This window comes from Hoylesella buccalis ATCC 35310 (genome assembly GCF_025151385.1).
GTDB classification, from domain to species: domain Bacteria; phylum Bacteroidota; class Bacteroidia; order Bacteroidales; family Bacteroidaceae; genus Prevotella; species Prevotella buccalis.
Genome location: NZ_CP102287.1, coordinates 90,965 through 117,312 on the forward strand (window position 1 = coordinate 90,965; position 26,348 = coordinate 117,312).

At 37.9% G+C, this 26,348-nt stretch carries 22 protein-coding genes; 21 read left to right on the forward strand and 1 reads right to left on the reverse strand.

Annotated elements, in window-relative coordinates:
- Window positions 1-528: 528 nt before the first annotated feature.
- The 11 genes from glf to NQ518_RS00390 all read left to right on the forward strand — a co-directional run bounded on the left by glf (window position 529) and on the right by NQ518_RS00390 (window position 12,853).
- Window positions 529-1,656: a UDP-galactopyranose mutase gene (glf, locus tag NQ518_RS00340; protein WP_227961378.1), complete on the forward strand. Its 1,128-nt coding sequence runs from the start codon at window positions 529-531 to the stop codon at window positions 1,654-1,656.
- A 29-nt stretch (window positions 1,657-1,685) separates the two neighbouring features.
- Complete coding sequence (locus tag NQ518_RS00345; RefSeq protein WP_227961376.1) at window positions 1,686-3,149, forward strand: lipopolysaccharide biosynthesis protein; 1,464 nt, start codon at window positions 1,686-1,688, stop codon at window positions 3,147-3,149.
- Window positions 3,150-3,366: 217 nt separating this feature from the next.
- Window positions 3,367-4,539, forward strand: coding sequence for an IS4 family transposase (locus NQ518_RS00350; protein ID WP_227208630.1), 1,173 nt, complete (start codon window positions 3,367-3,369; stop codon window positions 4,537-4,539).
- Between the two features lie 39 nt (window positions 4,540-4,578).
- Window positions 4,579-5,520 carry a glycosyltransferase family A protein gene (locus NQ518_RS00355; protein ID WP_227961374.1) on the forward strand — a complete coding sequence of 314 codons (942 nt, stop codon included), beginning with the start codon at window positions 4,579-4,581 and terminating at the stop codon, window positions 5,518-5,520.
- A gap of 119 nt (window positions 5,521-5,639) precedes the next feature.
- On the forward strand, window positions 5,640-6,815 hold the full coding sequence (locus NQ518_RS00360; protein WP_227961372.1) for a Coenzyme F420 hydrogenase/dehydrogenase, beta subunit C-terminal domain: 1,176 nt from the start codon (window positions 5,640-5,642) through the stop codon (window positions 6,813-6,815).
- Window positions 6,812-7,936 carry a polysaccharide pyruvyl transferase family protein gene (locus NQ518_RS00365; RefSeq protein WP_227961370.1) on the forward strand — a complete coding sequence of 375 codons (1,125 nt, stop codon included), beginning with the start codon at window positions 6,812-6,814 and terminating at the stop codon, window positions 7,934-7,936. The genes NQ518_RS00360 and NQ518_RS00365 overlap by 4 nt, the downstream gene beginning before the upstream one ends.
- Window positions 7,937-7,945: 9 nt before the next feature.
- Entirely contained in the window at window positions 7,946-8,860 is a 915-nt protein-coding gene (locus tag NQ518_RS00370) for a glycosyltransferase family 8 protein (RefSeq protein WP_227961368.1), read from the forward strand.
- Window positions 8,861-8,867: 7 nt separating this feature from the next.
- Window positions 8,868-9,698, forward strand: a complete 831-nt coding sequence (locus NQ518_RS00375) for a DUF4422 domain-containing protein (RefSeq protein ID WP_227961366.1) — start codon at window positions 8,868-8,870, stop codon at window positions 9,696-9,698.
- Window positions 9,695-10,669 carry a glycosyltransferase family 2 protein gene (locus NQ518_RS00380; protein WP_227961365.1) on the forward strand — a complete coding sequence of 325 codons (975 nt, stop codon included), beginning with the start codon at window positions 9,695-9,697 and terminating at the stop codon, window positions 10,667-10,669. Before NQ518_RS00375 ends, NQ518_RS00380 begins: the two co-directional genes overlap by 4 nt.
- A complete protein-coding gene (locus NQ518_RS00385; protein WP_227961363.1) occupies window positions 10,669-11,739 on the forward strand; it encodes an EpsG family protein in 1,071 nt (356 codons plus the stop codon). The genes NQ518_RS00380 and NQ518_RS00385 overlap by 1 nt, the downstream gene beginning before the upstream one ends.
- Window positions 11,740-11,767: 28 nt before the next feature.
- Complete coding sequence (locus NQ518_RS00390; RefSeq protein WP_227961361.1) at window positions 11,768-12,853, forward strand: glycosyltransferase family 4 protein; 1,086 nt, start codon at window positions 11,768-11,770, stop codon at window positions 12,851-12,853.
- A 74-nt stretch (window positions 12,854-12,927) separates the two neighbouring features.
- Here the strand turns inward: NQ518_RS00390 and NQ518_RS00395 are convergent, their stop codons facing one another.
- Window positions 12,928-14,100 carry an IS4 family transposase gene (locus NQ518_RS00395; protein ID WP_227208630.1) on the reverse strand — a complete coding sequence of 391 codons (1,173 nt, stop codon included), beginning with the start codon at window positions 14,098-14,100 and terminating at the stop codon, window positions 12,928-12,930.
- A gap of 379 nt (window positions 14,101-14,479) precedes the next feature.
- On the opposite strand from NQ518_RS00395, the gene NQ518_RS00400 reads away from it, so the two are divergent.
- The 10 genes from NQ518_RS00400 to NQ518_RS00445 all read left to right on the forward strand — a co-directional run bounded on the left by NQ518_RS00400 (window position 14,480) and on the right by NQ518_RS00445 (window position 26,340).
- Window positions 14,480-15,445 carry an ATP-grasp fold amidoligase family protein gene (locus NQ518_RS00400; RefSeq protein ID WP_227961359.1) on the forward strand — a complete coding sequence of 322 codons (966 nt, stop codon included), beginning with the start codon at window positions 14,480-14,482 and terminating at the stop codon, window positions 15,443-15,445.
- Window positions 15,446-15,669: 224 nt separating this feature from the next.
- Complete coding sequence (locus NQ518_RS00405; protein WP_227961357.1) at window positions 15,670-16,554, forward strand: glycosyltransferase family 2 protein; 885 nt, start codon at window positions 15,670-15,672, stop codon at window positions 16,552-16,554.
- A gap of 246 nt (window positions 16,555-16,800) precedes the next feature.
- Window positions 16,801-17,205 carry a GxxExxY protein gene (locus NQ518_RS00410; RefSeq protein ID WP_227961355.1) on the forward strand — a complete coding sequence of 135 codons (405 nt, stop codon included), beginning with the start codon at window positions 16,801-16,803 and terminating at the stop codon, window positions 17,203-17,205.
- 460 nt (window positions 17,206-17,665) lie between these two features.
- On the forward strand, window positions 17,666-18,802 hold the full coding sequence (locus tag NQ518_RS00415; protein WP_227961353.1) for a glycosyltransferase: 1,137 nt from the start codon (window positions 17,666-17,668) through the stop codon (window positions 18,800-18,802).
- A gap of 271 nt (window positions 18,803-19,073) precedes the next feature.
- On the forward strand, window positions 19,074-20,111 hold the full coding sequence (locus tag NQ518_RS00420) for an NAD-dependent epimerase/dehydratase family protein (RefSeq protein WP_227961351.1): 1,038 nt from the start codon (window positions 19,074-19,076) through the stop codon (window positions 20,109-20,111).
- A 95-nt stretch (window positions 20,112-20,206) separates the two neighbouring features.
- Entirely contained in the window at window positions 20,207-21,523 is a 1,317-nt protein-coding gene (locus NQ518_RS00425) for a UDP-glucose dehydrogenase family protein (RefSeq protein WP_227961350.1), read from the forward strand.
- Window positions 21,524-22,432: 909 nt separating this feature from the next.
- A complete protein-coding gene (locus NQ518_RS00430; RefSeq protein ID WP_227961348.1) occupies window positions 22,433-23,257 on the forward strand; it encodes a glycosyltransferase in 825 nt (274 codons plus the stop codon).
- 52 nt (window positions 23,258-23,309) lie between these two features.
- Window positions 23,310-24,173, forward strand: coding sequence for a glucosamine inositolphosphorylceramide transferase family protein (locus NQ518_RS00435; protein WP_227961346.1), 864 nt, complete (start codon window positions 23,310-23,312; stop codon window positions 24,171-24,173).
- Window positions 24,170-25,225, forward strand: coding sequence for a glycosyltransferase family 4 protein (locus tag NQ518_RS00440; RefSeq protein WP_227961344.1), 1,056 nt, complete (start codon window positions 24,170-24,172; stop codon window positions 25,223-25,225). Before NQ518_RS00435 ends, NQ518_RS00440 begins: the two co-directional genes overlap by 4 nt.
- Complete coding sequence (locus NQ518_RS00445) at window positions 25,222-26,340, forward strand: nucleotidyltransferase domain-containing protein (protein ID WP_227961343.1); 1,119 nt, start codon at window positions 25,222-25,224, stop codon at window positions 26,338-26,340. Before NQ518_RS00440 ends, NQ518_RS00445 begins: the two co-directional genes overlap by 4 nt.
- The last annotated feature ends 8 nt before the right edge of the window (window positions 26,341-26,348 follow it).

The window sequence follows — 26,348 nt, forward strand, 5'->3', positions numbered from 1 at the left end:
ATCATTTTACCAAAAAACGACCATCTAAAATCTTCAAAATAGAAAAATTTAATAGGCAAACGCTCAACAAAAATGTGCTGATTTTGTCAAAATAGACGTCTTTTCAAGTTAGAACATTGACTTAACGCCCTTGGAAACACTCATTAGAGGTGTTATTTACATGACATAACAGCCTTAAAGCATGCAAATTGCAGGCTTATCTTAATGCTTTAGTCGACAAAAAACGGTAAAAATGGGAGTGAAAATAAGTTCTTTATGTATAATATATTCATATCAACGTGTTATAAAAGTCTCTGATTTTTAGCGTATTTGCGACCCACTTTGGTGTTGGTTGTTTTCACGAGAGTTATGAGAGGTACTTTGTAAAGAAAATTCAGAACTAATTGTCGTTTCATACACTGTGTATAACTAATTTCATATACGCAGTTTTTATTAGTGCTTATCATTATAAAAAACATTATTTATAAATGAATGAGCTGTAGGAATTCATGAGGTTATATTTTTTTGAACTGCATAAAAAACAAATAAATGGAAAAGCAATATGATTATTTAATAGTTGGAGCTGGACTCTTTGGTGCCATGTTTGCTTATCTTGCACACAAAAATGGGAAAAAATGTTTGGTTATAGAAAAGCGACCTCAATTAGGAGGTAATTTGTTTTGTGAAAATATTGAAGGAATTAATGTGCATCGCTATGGTGCCCATATATTTCATACTTCAAGTAAAAGAGTGTGGGATTTTGTAAATTCCCTGGTAGAATTTAACCGTTATACAAATTCACCTGTTGCAAATTATAAGGGGAAACTTTATAATTTGCCTTTCAATATGAATACTTTCTATCAAATGTGGGGTGTAACAACTCCAGAAGAAGCAAACGCAAAATTAGACGAACAACGCTCTGAGGCAGTAAAGAAGATGCAAGCTGATGGGGTAACTGAACCCAGAAATCTTGAGGAACAAGCCTTGACATTAATAGGTAAAGACATATACGAGAAATTAATAAAAGGATATACGGAAAAGCAGTGGGGACGCAAGTGTACTGAGCTCCCAGCATTTATTATCAAGCGACTGCCTGTTCGATTGGTTTTTGATAATAACTATTTTAATGATGGGTATCAAGGAATTCCAAAAGGCGGATACAATATGCTTATAAAAGCGTTGTTAGAAGGTGTAGAAACCAAGGTCGACACAGACTTTTTTGAAAACAGGAAACATTGGGAAGGTATTGCCGACAAGATTGTTTTCACTGGTAAGATTGATGAATTCTATAATTATCAATTTGGAAATCTTGAATACCGAACTGTTTTTTTCGAGCAGGAAGTACTCAATCTTTCTAATTTCCAAGGTAATGCGGTGGTGAATTATACTGATATAGCAGTGCCATATACACGAATTATAGAGCATAAACATTTTGAGAAATTTGGAAATGAGGTGAATAAATGTGCGCATACAGTTATATCAAAGGAATATTCCGTAGAGTGGAAATCTGGAATGGAGCCTTATTATCCCGTAAACAATGGTGTAAATAATGAGGTATATCTGAAGTATAAGCAATTAGCTGACAAAGAAACCCATGTCTTGTTTGGTGGTCGACTTGCAGAATATAAGTATTATGACATGGCTCCTATTGTTGAAAAGGTATTGAATATGTTTTAGTTTACTTTTTCATAACCTTTGATTTTAAAGTGAAAGAACAAAGTTTAAAAGAAAAAACCATATCTGGTGTGTTTTGGAAATTTCTTGAGAAGTTTTCTGTACAGGGTGTAATGTTCATCCAAAGCATTATTATGGCTCGCTTATTAGACCCATCAGATTATGGCCTGATAGGCATGGTCGCAATCCTTAATGGTGTTTGTGCCATACTTGTCGACTCAGGTTTTACAAATGCACTAATTCGTAAGAAAGATAGGACACCAGAGGATTTTTCTACGGTTTTTATTTTCAATGTAGTCATGAATATACTGATGGCTGTGTTTATGGTTGTTTTTGCCCCCATCTTCGCAGATTTTTATCATCAACCTGTTTTAAAAAATATAATATATTTATTTGCAATACAAAGTGCAAGTGGCTGTTTGTTAGCTGTCCAAGGAGCAAAGATGATAGTGGATTTGCAGTTTAGAACAATGAGTTTTATCAATGTAGTAACAACCATCTCTACAGGACTCATTTCCGTTGCATTGGCTTTTTATGGTTTGGGAGTATATGCTCTAGTAATACCTAATATTGTAATGATTTATATTAGATTTGGATTATATTACCACTACCAGCATTGGTTTCCCGGATTTAAATTTTCGACACAATCTTTTAAAGAACTTTTTTCTTATGGATCTAAAATATTGATTTCTAATTTGCTAAATTGTATATTTGGAAATATATATCCAATTGTCATTGGTAAAAAGTTTTCTTCAGCTGCTTTAGGATATTATTCGAGAGGTGAAGGTTATGCAGCATTACCTTCCGCTACGGTAAATGATGTAATTTCTAATGTTACATTACCAATTTTGAGCAGAATACAGGATGATACACAAGAATTATCTGTAATTTATCGAAAGATGCTGCGTGTTTCTGCTTATCTGGTTTTTCCTGTTATGATAGCACTCGCAGCAATGGCACGTCCTTTAGTAATAGTTATGATATCAGAAAAATGGATTCCTTGTGTCATCTTTTTACAAATTTTGTGCTTTTCAGCGATGTGGAAACCAATATCTTCTTTAAATATGAATTTATTGCAAGTTAAAGGACGTTCTGATTTGTTCTTAAGAATTACAATTGTAGAAAAAATATTATTGATTTTAGTTGTGGTAGTTACCGTTCCGATGGGTGTTGTAGCAATGTGTATTGGAAGTGTTATTTCTGCCTATTTTACTTTGTTTATTAATACTTTTTATACAGGAAAGTTGATTGGAGTTGGCTTTATAGAACAAATGCAAGATTTGTCTCCTTCATTCTTTTTATCTCTAATTATGGGAGGATTAATTTATTATATATGTAGTTTATTTGCAATTTTACCATTGCAAATTATAGCAGGCACAATAATAGGTTCTTTATTTTATTATATAATTTCTAAAATATTCAGGTTTATGGAACTTGAATATATAGGGAATATTATTAAGGAAAACGTCTTAATTAAAATTAAAAGAATAAAATGACTAAAATTAATCAACCGTTAGTGAGTATAATCACGCCAGGGTGGAATGGCAAGTCATTTGTATATCGTTTATTAGATTCTATTTCACTACTGTCCACGAAAATCTTTTAATAATCTCTTGAAACGCCTATAAATACAAGCTTGTAGGAGATAAAATAGACTCCCTACTTTTGAAAAGAGTATCTTTGCCACAAATTACAATTTGAAAGCAGATACTTATGAACAAAGGTCGATACGTATTTTCACAGCTGTGCGACTTTCTGCCGACAGACCATTTCAAATGGTTGATAAAAAAGTATGAAGGTAATAAATATGTGAAGAGTTTCACTTGTTGGAATCATCTGATGGTTCTTCTATTTGGTCAGTTGTCTAATCGTGAGGGATTACGAGACCTTATTGTAACCATCACTCCGTTCAAGTCAGCGTTCCACCATCTTGGTTTTGGAAAGAATGTCAGTAGAAGCAATTTGAGCAAGGCCAATGAAATACGCGAAGTCAAGATATTCCAAGAGTTTGCAGACAAGATGGTTTCCATAGCAAGAGAGAAACGAGGAGTCGTCAAGGACTTCTTCATATCGAACAATGTCTATGCGTTTGACTCCTCAACAATATCATTGTGCCTTTCTGTATACTGGTGGACTAAACTGCATCATGGGAAAGGAGGAGTGAAATTGCATGAACTGTATGACGTGAAGACAGACATTCCGACATTTTCTGTCATTACAGACGCTTCAGTTCACGATTCTCAAGTGATGGAGCTAATTCCCTATGAGAAAGAGAGTTTCTATATATTTGACAGAGCGTATATGGCAACTAGGAAACTTTATATAATAGAAGGAGCAGAAGCTTACTTTGTCGTGAGAGAGAAGCATAAAATGCCGTTTGAGGTCATAGAGGATAAAGAATACAACAACCCTTCATCTGGAATTATGGCTGACCAAATTATACGTTTCAAGGGATACAAGACTAAGAAGCAATATCCAAATAAACTTCGACGAGTGGTATTCTATGACTATGATGGTAATAGGACATTTGTATTTTACACGAACAATTTTGAAATTACAGCGGAACAGGTTGCTATGCTTTACAAATACAGATGGAGAGTAGAACTGTTCTTCAAATGGCTGAAGCAACATCTGCGCATCAAAGAGTTTTATGGAACCTCGGAGAATGCTGTAAAAATACAAATCTATGCAGCTATCATTGCATATTGTCTTGTCGTTATCGTACAAGAATGTATGGGGCTAAAGCTTCAAACCTATGATGTTCTAAGAATTTTAAGCACGGCATTGTTGACAAAAATGCCATTGTGTGACTTGCTCATTGAACAGAAAGAGGAAGAATTTACTGAAGGAAAAAACCTGCAGCTCTGCCTCAATTTTGATGGGTAACTATCAATTTGTTACTTTTTGAAATGTTAAAGGGTTTTCGTGGACAGTAGTGATTCTATTTTATTACAAACATACACCCATATAGAATATATTTATGTAGATGATGGTTCTACGGACGGAACAAAAGATGTTGTTCTTTCTTATAAAAACAAATTTGAAGATAGAGGAATATCTTTCCAATATATTTATAAAGAAAACGGCGGAGTCTCTACTGCAGTTGAAAAAGGGTTACAATATGTGAATGGTGAATATCTGTGTTGGCCAGAGTATGATGATTGGCTAACTCCCGATTCTATAGAAAAAAAAGTTAAGTATTTGGAGGAACATCCCGACTGTGCAGTTGTAACCAGTGATGCATGGTTAGTTTCAGAAAAACAAGTAGATTGTGCATATGGTGTTCTTTCTAGGTACAATCCTAATAGATTCGATCGTAATCACTTTGTCCAAGCATTGTTAAGTAATTCGGTCTTCACAGCAGCCTGCCAGATGTGTAGGATGTCCGCTTTTGATGCTACACATATCAATCGTAAAATCTATCCATCTCCAATAGGCCCAAATTGGCAGATATTGTTACCGATGTATTACAAATACTGCCGAGGATTCATTCAAGAACCATTGTGTTACTATCTTGTAAGAGAAGATAGTATAAGCAATGGGAATTATAAAACTTTTGAAAAGCGAAAGAAGGCCATCGAGGAATTTATAAAGGCTATTAAAAATACTTTGATTACTATAGATATGCCCACTGACGATCTGCATCTTTATCAAGATCTATTGGATGAGAAATATGCTCTGGATAAACTACAGCTCGGATATGAATCCATGGATAGAGAATATTTTAATCAAGCATTAGATTATTTTGTGGAGAGAAATAAACCTATACCAAAACGGTTTCATACACAGCAAAGGGTTTTTAAATCGAATTTATTGTTTTCAATCATGAAGATTTCGAGAAAAGTTAAACATTTTATTAAATGTTAAGTTCAAAAATGTATAAGAATGCTTACTTCAAGTTTAGGAGGAGGATATTTGAGAGTACGTAAAAAGCAATTAAATTTTGAGCATTAAAGATATAATAATACGATCAGTACTCATTTCTAATGATAAATATTGAAGATAAGAAAGATTGTAACGGATGCACAGCTTGCGTAAATGTTTGTCCTGTCAGTTGTATTTCCATGCAAACGGATGATGAAGGCTTTCTATATGCGAAGGCAAATGAAGATATTTGTATTCATTGCTCATTGTGTGTAGATACCTGCCCAATCCAAAGTCCCTGGGACAAGCAGTCTCCGATTAAGACTCTTGGTGCCTATAATAGGGACGAAGACATGTGTTTCGTGAGTACTTCTGGCGGGGTTTTTACATTGTTAGCAACACCTGTTTTAGAAGATGGAGGAGTTGTATTTGGAGCACGATTTAATGAAAACTGGCAGGTAAATATTGATTATGTAGAGCAAACTGAGGACTTAAGACTATTTAGGGGATCTAAATATGTTCAAGCCAGTGTAGGTGATTCTTTTCGTAAAGTAGAAAAGTTTTTACAAGAAGGACGCAAAGTTTTATATACAGGTACACCATGCCAAGTTGCAGGCTTAAATCATTTTTTAGGAAGAACTACTTATGATAATCTATTGACAGTAGATGTTGCTTGTCACGGGGTTCCAAGTCCTATGCTTTGGGGTCGATATCTCCAAGAGGTTAAACATACATATTTTGGAGGTGAAGCAATTACCCATGTTAATTTTAGATATAAATATGATACTTGGAGAGGATATCGGCTGACATTTAAGAATAAGGAACAGACTTATTCTGTCCCACGTTCTGAAGATCCTTATATGCGTGCTTTTTTCGATGGGCTTTCTGTACGTGAGGCATGCTATTACTGCGCCTGTAAAGAGGGGCGGAACCATTCAGACATAACAATTGCTGATTTTTGGGGAGCAGAGCATATAGAGCCTGATATGGAAAATGATAACGGTCTATGTTTAGTAATCATTAATTCAAATAAGGGAGAAATTGCTTTTCCTTATGAAAAAGTAAGGTACAAAGAAACAGATTTGGAGAGAGCGAAAATTTATAATGAAGGTTTGCACGAACATACAAAAAGGCACGTTAAAAGAGATTCGTTTTTTAATTATATCAATAAGGCAGATTCTGTGATCGAAACTATGGAGAAAATAATGAAACCAACGTACACGGTGAGGCTTCGAACAAAAATGAGTCAATATCGTTGGCATTTTTCAAAAATCTATCATAGAATAATTGGAAAATGAAAATTGGAATCTACACATTACCTCTGAACTATAATTATGGAGGATTATTGCAGGCTTATGCGTTACAAACCGTCTTGGAGAGAATGGGGCATGAGGTTGTTGTAATAGACCGCCCTTATATTAAAAAAGTGAATATTTTTAACCATCCAAGGGAATTACTACGACGGTTAAAGGCTAAATACATTGGCAAAAAGAATATCAGGATATTCAATGAAGCATATGAACATAAAGTATATCCAGGGATAGAGGTTAATACGAGGAAATTTATCAATCAATATATACACCATATTACAATCGATAAGCCTAATCTATTATCAAAAAATAATTTCGATGCTATTGTTGTTGGTAGTGACCAAATTTGGAGGGCTGGCATATTAGGTAACAGCAAGAATAGATATAATTCTTTTTTAGAGTTTGCTAAAGACTGGGATTGCAAACGAATAGCATACGCACCTTCTTTTGGAGTAGATACATGGGAATATTCTGATGATGAAACTAAAGTATGCCAAAGGTTAATAAAAAGTTTTGATGCTATTAGTGTTCGTGAGCAGTCGGGAATAAAATTGTGTAAAGAGCATTTATATGTGGACGCTAAACGTGTATTGGATCCAACACTCTTATTAACAAAAGAAGACTATATTAAGTTACTTCATCAGTTTACGTTTTCTAATCAGCGTCAAGAGAAACTGATGGCATACATTCTTGATGAATCGGACTGGAAAATGCGTATAGTCAATACGTGCGCAACGCAGTTAAATATAAAGGCATTCAAAGTTAACTCTAAAGCAGATGATATATGGGCGCCTATCGAAGAACGTATTCAGCCCCCTGTAGAAGATTGGATTAGAGGTTTTAGAGATTCAGACTATATTGTAACCGACAGTTTCCATGCCTGCGTATTCTCTATTATCTTTGGAAAACCTTTTATTGTCATTGGAAACAAAAATAGAGGAATGGCACGTTTTACTTCCTTGCTTGAAATGTTTGGTCTTGAAGACAGATTAGTAGACAGTGACTTCAATGGCAAATTGCCCAAAAGTAGTATAGAAGATGCACAATTAAAACTAAAAATACTAAGTCAAGAATCCATTGCATGGCTAAAAGATGCGATTGAAAATTAAATCATAATAATGATGAATATAGCACTGTGTACAGATGACAGATATGCCAACCATTGCGCAATTTGCATTACATCTATTTTAGAAAATAACAAACTTGAAGACTGCCACATCTATGTGATGACAGAAGGATTGTTAGATGAAAATCTCAAGAAGTTTCATTATCTTGAAAAATACTATAAGAAGCCTGTAGAGGTGAAAGTTATAGATGGCAAAATATTTGAGGGACTTCAAGTGACAGGACGACTCCCCCGATCTATGTACTTCAGATTCATGCTTCCTGAGATTATCAATGACTCATCTGTCTTATATTTAGATTGCGATATAATTGTTAGACATTCTTTGAGGAATCTCTTTAATATAGATCTAACAAATTATGCTTGTGGAGTCGTAGAGGATCAATGTGGCGATGATGTTAGAATGCACAACAGGATTAATATGTTTTCTCGTTATTTCAATTCAGGAGTGTTATTGATGAATTTAGATTATTGGAGAAAATATGATATTGCAAAAAAATTAATTGATTATATTGCGAATGCAGGGTGGTTGATGTGTCCTGATCAAGATGCCTTAAACGTTGTACTTGAAGGGAAGGTTTTATACTTAGATTATACTTATAACTTTCAACAAGGATTTTATGGTGAGCTTACTTGGTTAAGAGCTGATAAGTGGGAAAATGTTGCTAAAGATAGATGTTCTCCTATTATTGTTCATTATACATCTGGAGAGAAGCCATGGCATACTGATTGTGTTCATCCATTAAAGAGAGATTATGACAAATATATGATGTTACATGATTGTCTGTATGAGAAAAAAAATCCTGGTCACTCTTGTGTGTTTTATATAGTAGAGAAAATAGTCGCTTATTTACGTAAAATGTATCAGAATTTTAGGAAACGGAACGGAATGATTGTTAATAAAAACTAATTTTCAAATGAAAGACCCCAAAGTTAAAATATTTGTTGCTGCACATAAGCCAGCAGAATTATTAGGAGATGAATGCTATCAATTTATACATGTAGGAGCTTCATTACATCCAAATATAGCTATAAATAATGCCGTAAAAGACAACGACAATATCGATAATATTTCAAATAGGAATGGTATTTATTGTGAACTTACAGGATTATACCATATATGGAAGAATATTCATAATGTTGATTATGTTGGCTTGGTTCACTACAGAAGATACTTGGCGCACAAAAAAGTTGCATTGAATCCTCATAAAGTTATTTTATCGGAGCAAGAAATAGTCGAGTATATGAAACATTATGATGTGATAGTTAGTAATAAATCCAAAAAACAAGGTGAGCGTAGTGGCTATTTTAGAATAAAAGAAGATATTCCAGAATTTTGCTTTTATCGATTTGTTAAACCTGCCATAATACAACTTTATCCTGAATATCTTGAAGAATTTGAAAAAGAATTTTATATTAATCGATTGTGTGCAGGCAATATTATAATTTGTAGTAAACAATTATTTGATGATTATTGTGAATGGCTGTTTAATATACTATTTTTAGTTGAAAAACAATTGGATGAAAGCTCATTTGGGATTGCTCCACGAGAATTGGGATATTTTTCTGAATATTTAATGAATGTGTGGATACGTAAAAACAAACTTAACGTACTTTATAAGCCTGTATTGTTTATAGAAGATACAAGTAAATGGACGCGAAAGTTACGCTTATTTATGAATCTTTGTGGACTAGAAAAATTCTCTTCATTATTAGATAATATTTATTTTAAGGTAAAGACTAAATGAATAAAGCAACCCCTCTCGTCTCTGTTATTATTCCTATATATCAGGCAGACAAGACACTATGTAAGGCTTTGGATAGTGTATTAGGTCAGACTCTTACCGAGTTTGAGGTTATCCTGATAGATGATGGGAGTACAGATAATTCAGGATATATTTGTGATGAATATGTACGCAAGGACAAGCGGGTAAAGGTTGTTCATCAATGCAACAAGGGTGTTTCTGCCGCACGACAATGCGGTATAGAACGTGCAAGAGGTGAGTATTCCATACATGTGGATCCTGATGATTGGGTAGAACCAGAGATGTTGCAAGAACTTTATAGGTGTGCCAAAAGACATGATACAGATATGGTGATTTGTGATTTCTATATTAATAGTCCTGTTAAGCAAAGCTATATTAGGCAGAAACCGTCATCATTGGAAAGTAGGGTTGTACTTAAAGAAATATTTGATCATCTTATGGGATCTTGCTGTAATAAACTCATTAGAACAGCATGCTATCGTAAATATAATATTTCGTTTCCAAATGAAGTGTCGTTTTGTGAAGATGAATATGTTATTTGTTCACTTCTTAAGCATGATATCAAAGTGGATTATTTACCCAAAGCTTTTTATCATTATGTCAAAGATTCTGCGCAAGGCTCTCTTTCCAAACACTATAACAAGAATTCACTTCACAAAGATTTGCAATTAAGAGAACTTTATGCAACTCTTTTACAAGGAACTGGTGTTGAAGAGCATGCTTATCAACGTAAATCTGCTGCCATGGTTTCAAGAGCCTTCATTTTTGGTAAAGAAGTATTTACTTCTGCAGAGTTTCATGAAATATTTTATAGGTACAAAAATATTATTTTGGCTTCGCCATATTCTCTTTTTGAAAAGATACTTTTGTATGTCTCGATGCTTGGTTTTTATCAACCAACCATAAAAATAGTATCTGCTCTTATTCATTTCAAGCATAAACTTTTGTCGTGATGGTTGTTCTTTTTGCTTTATTTTATTTGTTTTGCTTTGTACTGGTTATTCAGAATAAAGTAAAATACCAGCATAAGGTTCTGATTTTGGCTCTGTGTGTACTTACATACGCCATTGGTGTCCGGACGGCATGGCCAGATGAGTTGGTGTATCAGATGGCTTTTGATATGGCACCACTGCCATGGGATTTCTCTTTCAATGCGAAACCATTTGGCTATGCCGAATCGGGATATTGGTTTTTGGCATCATGTGTCAAGGCAATAGTTGATAATAGTCGATTTTATCTGTTCGTCATGGGTGGGCTATCCATGTTTTTGTTGTATAAGAATCTGCAAAGATATTCTGTGTTTGCTTTGATTGGGCTTTGTGTCTATATAGGTCGCTTTTTGCTTAATCGAGATTTTATACAGATGCGTTCTTCGTTAGCAATATTATTGGTTGTGCTTGGGGTAGACCTTATCAAAGAACGAAAGATGTGGCATTATCTCTTGTTGGTTTTTGTGGCTTACCAGTTCCATCATATGGCTATTATCGGCTTACCACTTTATTTCCTTTGTCTGTTAAAATTGAAAAAGAGCCACATCGTTATTGGATTGGTTCTGGCTTTTATTGTTTCTCAGGTAATGTTCTCTTCAATTGCCAATTTTGTTGAGGCGTATAGTGAAGACTTGCAATATTCTACTTATACAGAGGGAATGTATGTGGATGAAGCGAAAGGACTTGCAAATCCTATGATTTATTTTCAAGTTGGCATTTTGTTGATGTTTACATTTATGGAGGATAGGTTACGATGCTTTTCATCGTATTATGATGTATACCGCACGGGGTATTTTTATTCCACATTGTTTCTTATCATTTTCTGCAATTATACAGCTCTTTCTGGTCGCACCTCAACGATGTTTGCCACCCTGGAAATCTTTATGCTCCCACTTATGGCAAAATCTCTTTCTATGAAATGGCGTATGATTTTTTTACTGGCTTGTGGAGTTGTGTTTGTCTATTTCTTCCATGATAAGTATAGCAGTGCCATGATAATGATGAGAGGTGAACAAATATTGCAGCAATTATAGGCATTGTTTTTTTCGAAAAAATAAACTTATGAAGATATTTATTGTCTGTAGCAGATTGTCGTATGGGGGTGCTGAGCGTGTGGGCGTAATGCTCGCTAATGGCTTGTCCGTTTCTCATAGCGTATATCTCATATCTAATACTTTGGAAGAGCCAACGTATGAGATAGAGAGTAGTGTACAGCTCTTGCCTTTATTTTCAAGTATATCTTCTAAAATTGAGAAGTGGGCAAGCACGTTGCCAAATATTCGTAAATACGCCAAAACTTATCGACCGGATGTAATTATTGGTATTATGGAAACATGCAGCTTGGTTGCGAAATTGGCTACGATAGGATTGAATATTCCTGTTATCATGACTGAGCATAATGCCTTTGAAAGACCCCAAAATACACCTCTTACTAAATGGCAGATTATAACGAAATTCTATATAAATAAATTATATTGTTGTGTAACAATACTAACAGAGGCTGATAAAGAGTTCATAGGATTGCGTTTAAAGAATACGGTAGTTATGCCTAATCCTCTTTTCCTAACCCCTATTATTAACTTACCTGTAAAAGACAAGATTGTATTGGCTGCAGGAAGAATTGATGACTGGCATTATAAAGGTTTTGACATCTTGTTAAAGGCTTGGGGAACAATAGCCAAACAATATCCTGATTGGACTTTGGAAATTGCTGGAGAAGGGAAAAAAGAAGATTTAGAGTTGTTGCAGGATATTGTTCGGAAATCAGAAGTTGAAAATCAAGTAAAATTCTTGGGATATCAAAAAAATATTGTTGATAGATACAAGCAATCGGCTATCCTTGTTTTAAGTAGTAGATACGAGGGCTTTGGATTGGTTCTCATTGAAGCTATGTCTCAGGGATGTGCTTGTGTGGCTTGCGATTTCAAAGGGCGGCAACGGGAGATTATTCGTAATGATTCTGAAGGGTTAATTTGTGTTCCAAACGATGTGGATGCATTAGCTTTAGCAATCAAAAAAATGATAGGTGATGATATTTATCGACAAAAAGTTCAAGAAGCTGCCATTGAGCGTTCTAAATATTATACAATGGATAAGACGATAAAAAGATGGGAGGAATTGTTGAAAAAAGTAGTTAAACATTTTTAGACAAACACTATATAATATCTTACACTACTGTCCACGAAAACCCTTTAACATTTCAAAAAGTAACAAATTGATAGTTACCCATCAAAATTGAGGCAGAGCTGCAGGTTTTTTCCTTCAGTAAATTCTTCCTCTTTCTGTTCAATGAGCAAGTCACACAATGGCATTTTTGTCAACAATGCCGTGCTTAAAATTCTTAGAACATCATAGGTTTGAAGCTTTAGCCCCATACATTCTTGTACGATAACGACAAGACAATATGCAATGATAGCTGCATAGATTTGTATTTTTACAGCATTCTCCGAGGTTCCATAAAACTCTTTGATGCGCAGATGTTGCTTCAGCCATTTGAAGAACAGTTCTACTCTCCATCTGTATTTGTAAAGCATAGCAACCTGTTCCGCTGTAATTTCAAAATTGTTCGTGTAAAATACAAATGTCCTATTACCATCATAGTCATAGAATACCACTCGTCGAAGTTTATTTGGATATTGCTTCTTAGTCTTGTATCCCTTGAAACGTATAATTTGGTCAGCCATAATTCCAGATGAAGGGTTGTTGTATTCTTTATCCTCTATGACCTCAAACGGCATTTTATGCTTCTCTCTCACGACAAAGTAAGCTTCTGCTCCTTCTATTATATAAAGTTTCCTAGTTGCCATATACGCTCTGTCAAATATATAGAAACTCTCTTTCTCATAGGGAATTAGCTCCATCACTTGAGAATCGTGAACTGAAGCGTCTGTAATGACAGAAAATGTCGGAATGTCTGTCTTCACGTCATACAGTTCATGCAATTTCACTCCTCCTTTCCCATGATGCAGTTTAGTCCACCAGTATACAGAAAGGCACAATGATATTGTTGAGGAGTCAAACGCATAGACATTGTTCGATATGAAGAAGTCCTTGACGACTCCTCGTTTCTCTCTTGCTATGGAAACCATCTTGTCTGCAAACTCTTGGAATATCTTGACTTCGCGTATTTCATTGGCCTTGCTCAAATTGCTTCTACTGACATTCTTTCCAAAACCAAGATGGTGGAACGCTGACTTGAACGGAGTGATGGTTACAATAAGGTCTCGTAATCCCTCACGATTAGACAACTGACCAAATAGAAGAACCATCAGATGATTCCAACAAGTGAAACTCTTCACATATTTATTACCTTCATACTTTTTTATCAACCATTTGAAATGGTCTGTCGGCAGAAAGTCGCACAGCTGTGAAAATACGTATCGACCTTTGTTCATAAGTATCTGCTTTCAAATTGTAATTTGTGGCAAAGATACTCTTTTCAAAAGTAGGGAGTCTATTTTATCTCCTACAAGCTTGTATTTATAGGCGTTTCAAGAGATTATTAAAAGATTTTCGTGGACAGTAGTGAATATCTTATGATACGAATTCACATCTTAGGCGACTTTGTTTCTATCGGTGAGGGAATTAAGGCCGTATAAAATAATACTGCGGTATCGGAGAATATGGTGGAATCTTTCCGCCAATCATTTCTCGTAGCCTAACTACTTAAAGCATATATAGGTTTTTTATTTAATCACGCAACAATTTTATTGATAATACACATTTCTAATAAAAAAAGATATAATTATAACAGAGCATTTAATTAGATTTAGAATGAAAATAAAAGAGACATTATTTTATAACAACTTAAAGCGTTGTTATTTCCGTATGAGAGCCTTTCTTATACCCAAAAGGATGTATGCACATATTAAATATTATGTCCTGTATCATACGAAATTAAGTATTGATAACCCACAAACGTTTGACGAGAAAATTTGGTGGTTGAAACTTCATTATTTCAATCCTCTTATGACCATTTGTACGGATAAATATTTGGTAAGAAAATATGTTGAGAAATGTGGCTTACGCGATATCTTAAATGAGTGTTATGCGAGTTTTACAAGTGTAGATGATATAGACATAGAAAAGCTACCGAATGAATTCTTTTTGAAGTGCAATCATCTTTCAGGTGGGAATATAATTTGTACGAAAGATAATTTCGATAAAGAAAAAATAAAAAAAATATTTAGACCTTTACTTCGTAATAACTTTTATTATTATGGTTTTGAATATAATTATAAGTATATAAAGCCTCAAATCGTAATTGAAAAAATCTTAAGACCACTTGACGGAGGCTCTCTTTTGGATTATAAATTTATGTGCTTTGCTGGCGTTCCAAAACTTTTATTCTTAGATATTGGCGCTTGTGACAAAGACGGAGGACATTCAGAGCATTATTATAGAAATGTGTATGATATGCAATTTAATTTGCTTGAAATAAAAGAAACTCGTGAAAACTTTCTTGATAATTCAATTAAAAAGCCCAAGAATTTTGATTATATGGTAGAATGTGCAAAAATTCTTTCAAAGCCATTTCCTCACTGTAGAGTTGATTTGTATAATGTAGATGGAAAAGTGTATTTTGGAGAAATTACGTTTTTTCATGGGTCTGGTTATAATCATATTGAACCGCATAAGGCGGATTTGGAAATTGGAAGTTGGATACCTTTAGATAAAAGTTATCATATAAAATATGGGTTGGAAGAAGTTGAAAAAGCATTCTTAAAACTTACTTCGTAATATATAATAAATAGGTGAATTTGTTGTAGTAAATTCTGATACGGATATAAAAATAAACCGCATACATCCATGCTTGTCCGCTGAAAAAAACAATCTCTTACAATAATGTGTGTGTAGCATCGGAGTTTCACGGACTGCCACAGAATATTAAAAATCCGTGTATATCTGTGTTTATCCGTTGCAAAAATAAATTGATGTGCTTTTAAGTACTTGCTTTTTACAACATGCCCCTTGTTACAGTTTTTACTTCCACATATAATCGTGCTTATTCATTGCCAAGATTGTATGAGAGTTTAATACACCAGACCTACACAGATTTTGAATGGTTGGTTATTGACGACGGCAGTATAGACGATACAAAAAGATTGGTACAGCAGTGGGCACAGGAGCAGAAGATAACGATACGGTATTATTATCAAGCGAATGGTGGCAAGCACAGAGCAATCAATCGTGGAGTAGAGCTGGCACATGGTGAGTTGTTCTTTATCATTGATAGTGATGACTACCTTCCCACCGACAGCCTTGCTGTGTTGGTTGACTATTATCAGCAAATAAAAGACAACAACAGGTTTGCTGGCGTTGCAGGTATGCGGACATACTCTCATGGCGAACGGATTTGTAAACGATTCACTACCGATGTATTGGATGATGACAGTGTAACGTTTCGGCAGAAACATAAAATGCGTGGCGATATTGCCGAAGCTTTCAAGACGGATGTACTGCGTAAGTATCCTTTTCCAGAATTTATTGGCGAGAAGTTCGTTACCGAGGATGTGGTGTTTAATGAGATAGCCAAAACGTATTTGTTGAGACATTTTAATGCCAACATTTATATTTGCCAGTATTTAGAGGACGGATTATCACATCATCTTCGACAGCTACATCGCCAGTCGCCACAAGGAACCATGCTGTATTATTCGCATCAGATATGTGATGAACGCTTTGGTGTGCAGCGACATGTGCTTGATGCCATTAGCTTTTGGAGATACCTTGTTTGTTATCATGGCAAGAAGCCGCGGCTTCCTTGGTGGTGCTACCTACTTAAACCTGTTGGTTACCTTTTCTACCTGTACGATGTTCTGAAGCGACAGAAGGCTGAGGAGGATTAACCCCGTGCTTGCCTGTTGTTATACTGTATGTCGCATCGGAGTTTCACGGACTGACACGGAATAATATAAAATCAGTGAATTTCCGTGCCTATCCGTTGCGAAAAGAATACTTATCTGTTTCAATAGAGTGTTTAGCATCGGAGTTTTACGGATTGACACGGAAAAAATTAATCCGAGTGGATCCGTGTTTGTCCGTTACAAAAATACCTATCCGTTGCGTAAATAAGAATCTAAAAATCTGGTTATATGCTACTTTATAGGGACATAACAGATAAAATAATTGAGGCTTTTTATGAGGTTTGTCATAACTTGGCAATCGAGTATGCCGAAAAGGTGTACGAACGCGCATTCGTTTATGAATTGAAGCAACGAGGATTACTTGTTGCTGAACAAGTGCCGTTGCAGGTGACCTATAAAGAAAAGTTGATTGTTGGTGACTTTGTGGCAGACATAATCGTAAACGATGTGATTATTTTGGAGCTAAAGGCGGTGACAACTATTACTAACGAGCATGTGGCACAACTTATCAACTATCTCACAACAACTAAAAAGCAAGTTGGTTTTGTGTTTAATTTCTGTGGTGATAGAAAATTTGTTAGGCGTATAGGTCCAGTGGTTTGTGATTTTGATCATCGGATTAACAGGGAATAAGATAAATCCGTGTACTTCCGTGCCTATCCGTTACAAAAATAGTTAAGCATCGGAGTTTCACGGATTGACACAGAATATTATAAAATCCGTGAATTTCCGTGCCTATCCGTTGCAAAAAGAATACTTGTCCGTTGCAATAAAGAGTGTTAAGCATCGGAGTTTCTCGGACTGACACGGAATATTATAAAATCCGTGAATTTCCGTGTTCATCCGTTGCAAAAAAAATATCAATCCGTTGCGAAAGCTACTTATAAAAGTGTGATAGCAATTTTATTAGAATCATGTTAGTAAATTCTTTCATTTTTTTGTTATTCTTTATAACCGTGTTGCTGTTGTACTTCTCCATTGCGGGACGGAAAAGTCAGTGGCAGAATATGTGTCTTCTTAATCGACAAGGTGCGGTGTTGTTTTCACAAATCATCGTTGACCATATCCGTCAGTCAATGAAAAAAGCAAGTCAATGAAAATTATATTTACTTTAGCTTCTTTGGGCAGTGGTGGCGCAGAACGTGTGGTAAGTCTGCTCTCTGGCGACTTTGTTGATAGAGGTCATCAGGTGGAGATAGTATGTTTGCGGTACAGTGACTATTATTATAAGGTGAACAAGCGAGTGAAGGTTGTAATGACCGCAAACGAAAAGTCTGCCAAGGGCACGGATGAACAAGTTACAGAAGAAGACAGCAATGTAAGATTTGTAGAGAACCTACAAGATATGAACAGACGAAGGGCTTGGCTTAGAAACCATGTTTGCGAGGAAAAGCCCGATGTCGTGATTGCCTTTACAGAAGGTGTCTACCTCTTTACCATATTGGCATTGCTTGGAACGCATACGCCCATCATATCTTCGGAGAGGATAGACCCACGCACACAACCGTTGGTGCGTCGATTGCTAAAAGTCTTTGTCTTGCCCTTTACAAATGTCTTTGTGGTACAGACACAGGCCATTAAGGATTACTTTCCGCATTGGATACGTAAAAAAACTCGTATTGTTTTCAATCCCGTAAGGGAAGAAGCCCTTAAAGAGGTGGATAGTACAAAGGTGCATAAAACCAAGACCATCATCTCTGTGGCACGTCTCTATCCACAAAAACGGCATGAAGTATTGATAGGAGCGTTTGCCAAGATAGCCGCCAAGCATCAAGCATGGAGACTGGTCATTTATGGAGAGGGACCAGAACGAGGACGGCTTACCAATTATATTAATGAGATGGAAGGCATGGTGCCAGGATTGTCGAAGCGAATAATGCTGCCAGGTAAGACAGCGGAAGTGGTAGAACGACTCCGAGAAAGTGCTGTCTTTGCGCTGAGCAGCGACTCAGAAGGTATGAGCAATGCAATGATAGAGGCTGTGTGCGTGGGGCTGCCTATCGTGACGACACGGGTGTCGGGAGTTAAAGAACTGGTTCATGAGGGCGAAAATGGATATGTAGTGCCATGTGGGGACATTGACCAAATGGCAGAGAGTCTGGATAGCTTGTTAGACAACGAGTCTCTGCTCCAACAATTTGGGCAGAACAGCAGGAAGATGAGAGAACAATTCCGAATAGAAAACATAGCTGCACAATGGATGCAGATAATAGAAAATATAGTCAAATAAGGGCGGTTCTATAAATTAGCTTTGACAGATTGCGGAGCTATTTTTGGTTCAATTTACTTGTGAGTGAAGGAGTATAGCGCGCTATACGACTGAACGAACAAGTAAATTGAACCAAAAACGGAGCAAGCCGAATACAATCAAACTTGTTTGAATTGTTGAGGCGCAGCCTGTTTTATATAAAAAGAGACCGCAAGATGACAAAATGTAAAAAGACTAACATGTAAAAACTTTACGGCGGTAATTTATAAAACCGCTCATAACCTATCAAGATATGAAAATTCTTATAACGGGTGCGGCAGGTTTCATTGGCTCGAAGCTAATGTATGAACTTGCACAGCGAGGTGACTTTGTTGTGGGCGTTGATTGCATCAACGATTATTATGATGTCCGCATGAAGTATGGGCGTCTGCAAATGTGTGGTTTCAATGAATATGACGTTTCTTGGCATCAGAATATCGTACAGAGTTCAAAATTTGAGAACTGCTTGTTTGTGCGCATGGATATTGCAGACAAGGAAGCGATGGAACAACTTTTCTTGCGTTATCACTTCGATAAGGTGATGAACTTGGCGGCTCAAGCAGGGGTGAGATATTCCATACAAAATCCCTTTGCCTACCTGCACAGCAATCTTGTTGGATTCCTGAATGTGTTGGAGTGTTGTAGAAACCATGAGGTAAGTCATTTGGTTTTTGCCTCTTCGAGTTCAGTGTACGGACTTAACGAACATGTGCCATATCATGAGAACGACAAGGTTGACTCGCCAGTGAGCATGTATGCTGCCAGTAAGAAGTCTAACGAGCTGATGGCTCATGCGTATGGCAAATTGTACGGGTTCAGTGTAACAGGACTTAGGTATTTTACCGTTTACGGTCCTTGGGGACGCCCCGATATGTCGCCAATGTTGTTTGCCAACGCTATATCTAAAGGAGAACCTATCAAGGTGTTCAACCATGGCGACATGATACGCGACTTTACCTACATCGATGATATTGTCAATGGAACGATACGGGTGATAGATTCTACTTTGAACGCAGAGGACTGTCCTCACCATGTGCCTTATAAAATTTATAACATAGGCTGTTCGCATCCTGTAAAACTCATGGATTTCATTGCGGAGATAGAGCAGGCATTGGGTAAGAAAGCCGAAAAAATATATTTGCCTATGCAGCCGGGAGATGTGTATCAGACCAATGCAGACACCACAAGGCTACAGACAGAGTTAGGTTATCAGCCGCATTTTAGTTTGCACGAAGGAATTGGCAAGTTTGTGGAATGGTATCAATCAGATCAAAATCCATTGAGAGATTAACTCGTTAACTCGTCAACTTGTCAACTTGTCAACTCGTTAACTTGTCAACTTGTCAACTTAATAACTTACCAACTCATTAACTTAAAAACTCAAATATGAACATAGCAATAGTAGGAACAGGATATGTAGGTTTGGTTAGTGGAACCTGTTTTGCAGAAATGGGTGCCAACGTAACCTGCGTAGATGTAGATCAAAAGAAAGTAGACATGCTTTTGAAGGGCATTGTACCCATTTACGAGCCGGGCTTGGATGAAATGGTGCAGAGAAATGTAAAAGAAGGAAGACTACATTTCACCACAGATTTAACATCTGTATTGGAAGATGTGGAGGTCGTATTTTCTGCCGTAGGCACACCTCCTGACGAAGATGGAAGTGCAGATTTGCATTATGTGTTGCAAGTGGCGCATACTGTTGGAGCCAATATCAACAAATATACAGTGTTGGTGACCAAGTCTACCGTTCCTGTCGGAACTGCTAAGAAAGTCAAGGCTGCTATACAGGAAGAACTTGACAAACGTGGTGTGGATATACCCTTTGATGTGGCAAGCAATCCCGAGTTTCTGAAAGAGGGAGCAGCCATCAAGGACTTTATGAGTCCTGACCGTGTCGTCGTAGGAGTGGAAAGCGACAGAGCCAAAGAACTGTTGGTGAAGTTGTACCGTCCATTTATGATGAATAATTTTCGTGTCATCTTTACAGACATACCTTCAGCGGAGATGATTAAATACGCAGCCAATTCAATGCTCGCCACTCGTATCAGCTTTATGAACGATATCGCCAACTTATGTGAGCTGATTGGTGCCGACGTCAACATGGTTCGCAAAGGTATAGGTGCTGATACACGCATTGGAAATAAATTCTTGTATCCAGGTTGTGGATATGGAGGAAGTTGTTTTCCAAAAGATGTGAAAGCACTGATAAAGACAGCAGAGAAGAATGGTTACGACATGAAAGTGCTAAAGGCGGTAGAGGCTGTGAACGCATCGCAGAAAGAAGTTGTTTTCAAGAAACTGAACAATTACTATCAAGGCAAGTTGAAAGGAAAAAAAATAGCAATATGGGGACTTTCCTTCAAGGCAGAGACAGACGATATGCGAGAGGCAACCTCGCTTATAACTATTGAGTTATTGAAACAGGCAGGTGCTAATATTTGTGTCTTCGATCCTGTTGCCATGGAGGAATGTCAGCGTAGGGTAGGTGATGCTGTAGTTTACGCTACAGATATGTATGATGCCGTTCTTGATGCCGATGCATTGTTGGTGCTTACTGAATGGAAACAATTCCGTCTGCCAAGCTGGGGAGTTGTGAAGAAATCTATGAACACGCCTCTGGTTATTGACGGAAGAAACATCTTTGTTCCAAACGACATGAAGGCTCTCGGATTTGAGTATCACAGCATAGGAAGGAAGTAACTCAAGTTTTAGTTTTAGATTTGGTAATATTTGCTTAATGGACGCAAGAACCGTGCGTACCTATTTTAATACGGTTACGAATTCTTAGCTTGGTGATTCTTGGTTAAGGTATTTGTTAGTTTTTGTCGTGTTATTTTACCAAAAAACGACCATCTAAAATCTTCAAAATAGAAAAAATCAATAGGCAAACGCACAACAAAAATGGGCTAATTTTAACAAAATAAATGTCTTTTCAAACTGAAGCATTGATTTAATGCCCTTGGAAACACGCATTAGAGCTGTTATTAACATGTAATAACCGCATTAAAGCATGCAACTTGCAGGCTTGTCTCAATGCCTTTGCCGCAAAAAACTGATAAAATTAGGAATGAAAAGAGATGGTTTTGTTTTAACATGCTCAACATCAACAAATTACAAACATTGCTCAAATTTTGCGTATTTGCGACCAATTTTGCTGTTGGATGATTTCACGCGAGTTATGAGAGGCACTTTGTAAAGATAATTCAGTATTTATATTCCTTCAATATAACGTATTATAAATTTTACAAACACTGTTTTGTGAGTGTTTTTTGTAGTCACATCATTCTTTATATGAATGCACATTGGTAGTGCCTTTTCATAAAAACATTTTTCGAAATTCGAATAAATAGATAATCTCTCATGGAGAATCCCCGTGTTTTCTGTATTGATGCGCTCAAGGCATTTGCCATACTTGCTGTGATAACAGGCCATTTGTCGTCTTATTGTTACTATGGTTGGAATATTGAACCCAATCCCAGTAGTTTGGCGGCATTTGTGAGTTTGTTCCACATGCCTTTGTGTGTATATATCAAAGGCGTTGTATGCAATGCAGTTAGGATTTGTTTTTGGTAGATAATTATAAAGGTTAGGATAAAAAAATAAAAGAGCATGAGTAGGTTGAAGTTTTCTGTCATCATGTCGATTTATAAAAACGACAACCCTGAATATTTGCAGGTGGCTTTGGACAGCATCATTCGTCAAACGCTGGTGCCAGACGAGATTGTGCTGATAGCCGATGGTCCTGTACCACAAGCGTTAATAGATGTGGTGGAGAATACGAAAGCTCGGTTTGCGGGCTTGCATGCTTATTATCAGGATAAGAACAGAGGATTGGGTGGAGCGTTGCGCATTGCCGTGGAAAAGGCACAGCATGATTATCTTGCTCGCATGGACAGCGATGACATTTCGTTGCCCGACCGTTTTGAGAAACAGATGAGATGTTTTGAGGAAGACCATGATTTGGCGGTAGTTGGGGGGATGATAACCGAATTTGTCGACTCGCCTGAGCATGTGGTGAGCAAGCGCATCTTGCCTTTGGATGACAGCGGTATCAAGCGGTTTATGCAATCGCGGTGTGGTGTGAATCATGTTACGGTTGTCATGAAGAAAAGCGAACTGCTGCGTGCCGGCAATTATCAGCAGGATTTCAAGCAAGAAGATTATTATCTTTGGGCGCGCATGATTGAGGCTGGATGCAAGTTTCGCAACATTCCCGACATTGTGGTGAACGTGCGTTCGGGCAGAGACCAGTTTGCACGAAGAGGTGGCATGGCGTATTATAAGGATGTGCTTGCATTGAACAAGTGGATGTGGCAACACGGACTCATATCCCTTCCCAAGATGATATACAACGATATGGTGCGTGGCACCGTACAGTTTTTGCTACCCAACAGTGTAAGAACCTGGGTGTATCAACGCTTTCTGCGAAAATAAAGCTAAATATTCGCTTTTACGGATGCTTTTGGGACGTATATACAACCATGTTGTGAGGGAGAGACAATGGAACATCGGATTTCCCGACAAGTCGTTGGAGGCGTTGGTGCATGGGGCATCTTTCTATGTTCGTATGCTTCGGCATTCCTACACCGACCGATGGTTTGCCGACCCCTTTGTGTTGGAGGTGACGGATGACGAAATCTTGCTTTTGGCAGAGGATTATGACATACACTTGAGACGTGGTCGCATATCGTTGTTGACAGTAGAGCGCAACACACTTGAGTTGAAGAAGCTCACGCCTGTCTTGGATGTGGAACGGCATCTTAGTTTTCCTTGCATCGTGCGCAAGAATGGCAAAGTGTACATCATGCCCGAAAATCTTTTTGGCGAAGGACTTACGTTGTATGAGTTTGATCAGGAGACGTACAGTTGCCGTAAAGAGAAAGTAGTGTCGACACAACCTCTGGCGGATGCCGTCCTTACGGATGTGTTTGGGGAGGAGATGCTGTTGGGAACTTACTTGCCGTATGACAATCCTGTATTGCATACGTTTGTTTATAATGCCCAAGGAGAGGAGGTACGACGAGAGTCATACGTTTTTGCAGACAGAACGGCTCGCAATGCAGGAGCGTTTTTTGAATGTGAAGGTAAGCTATATCGACCCGCACAAGACGGAAAACTCTATTATGGGCAGGACATTGTCATACAACAGGTAACAAAAGATGAGATTGGCAGACTCGCTTTTCATGGGGTATGCCGACTTTCTGCGCCCACAACCGGCCAGCCGTCGCGCATGCACACGCTCAATAGTTATAAAGGCGTGACGGTAGTAGACATGGCTACGTGCCAACATCCGCATATTGCTCGGGTGGCTGTACAATTAAAAAAGCATTTCTGCGTTATCAAGAGGTGAGGATAGCTTATGTGGTTTCTGCGCTGAAGCACGCAGGTCCCGTGTCGGTGGTCATGCAACTGGCGAAGCAAATGGTTGAACATGGTCATGAGTGCAAGGTGTTTTACTTTGACGAGAACATCTTTGAACTTCCTTTTCCCACGGAAAAGGTAGACGGATACCGGCCCATCAACTTTTCCCACTACGATATTGTGCATGCCCATGGTATACGCCCCAATTTATATCTTACCTTTTACAAGCCGTGGTTTGGCAAGAAAACAAAATTTGTAACCACGGTACATTGTTATATATGGGAAGAGTTTCGGGTCGGATTTGGCAGAATGGGAGGCTCTCTTTTCAGTCTGTTGTTCTTGGCTTCTGTCAGGACGTTGGATAAGGTAGTGGTGCTCAGCGATGATGCCGTTGGTTATTATTCACGCTGGGTGAACGCGCAGAAACTGGCTCGTTGCTACAATGGCATAGATAAGCCACAGGGTAAGCTGTCCGTCAAGGAAGAAGAGCAGGTGCAGCAATTTAAGGGAGGTCACACGCTCATAGGTACATGTGCCTCATTGGTGAAGATAAAGGGAGTGGAACAGTTGGTACAAGCCCTTGCACAGTTGCCAGACAGGTTTCGCCTGTTGGTGATTGGCGAAGGAAACTTGCGATTGCCTCTTCAACAGCGGTGTGCTGAATTGGGCATTTCCCAAAGGGTAATGTTCATGGGTTTTGTCCCCGAAGGACATCGATACATGCCACTTATGGACGTATATGTGCAGACAAGTCTGAGCGAGGGCTTTTGCCTGGCACTGACAGAAGCAGCCATGTATGGAAAGAAGATAGTATGTGCAGACATTCGAGGGATGAAAGAAAAATATGCGGATGATGAGATTACCTATTATCAATCAGGACACTCGGATGATTTGATACAGAAGATCCTGCAAGCAGAAAAGGAGGAAGACAAGCCGCTTCGTGCCAAACAAAAGGCATGCAAGCTGTTCTCTTCAGTGAGTATGTACGAGGCGTATCACGCTTTGTATCTGCAGCTTGTGCAAAATAAGAATAGCAAATGACGACATTTACGGATACAGAAAAAGTTTTCCTTGAACTGTACAAAGCAGGAGTGTGGGGAGAGATTGCCCACAAAGATGTCCTTGTAGGTAAGCATATAGACTGGAAAGCCGTGCTGGGCATGGCAGAGAAACAAGCTGTTGTAGGCAATGTGTCTGATGGTATTTCGCTTTTGAGAGAAGCAGAGCTGCCGCAGCCATTGAAGATGAAACTGATAACGTATGTACTCACCGTTAGGAGGAACAACGAAACGATGAATGCTGCCATCCCCGAGATATATCACTTGCTGGAAGACATTGATGTTGTGCCTGTCTTGCTGAAAGGACAAGGGGTGGCACAAAACTATCGTGACCCACTTTCTAGACAGTCGGGAGATGTCGACCTATATATTCCCGACACGGAACAGATAGCCGAGACTTACAAGTTGTGTCAACAAAAAATGAAGATGATAGAGCCTCTCGCCACCGATACAATGGAAGCTGTCTTTCAGTATCGCAATGTAGTGGTGGAGCTGCATGGCCGCATCAATCCGTATGTGAATAAAACCCTGGAACAGCGTTTCCCCGCTTGGTGTGATGCAATGTTTCGTGAGGAGAAGGAAAGAAAGGTCTGTGTAGGGGGTGGCTTTGCCGTGCTGCCTCCCTTGCGGTTGGACCTTGTCTTTGTCTTTGTACACTTGACAAGACATTATTTTGGTGGCGGAATAGGTTTGAGGCAGATAGCCGACTGGATGCGCCTGCTTTATGCACACCATGCGGATATTGACCAAGAGCAGTTGGCTCGTGACGTAACGTATTTGGGCATTGAAAAGATATGGAAAGTGTTTGCCGCCATGGCAGTTGACTTCTTGGGATACTCCAAAGATAAGATGCCACTTTATAACGAGCGGTATGCGGACATGGGCAAACAGGTGCTGCGCTATGTGTTGGACTCGGGAAACTTTGGGTATCACGATGTACGCACAAAAAGTAAATCCAAGAATTATTATGTGCGCAGGTGCAAGGCTTTCAGAGGCAATATGAGTAAAATCCTGCGTAACTTCTTCATGTTTCCTCACGAGACCATCTACAACATTCCTGGTTATTTGAAAAGTGGTATCAAGCGAACAAGATTTTAAGTAGAGAA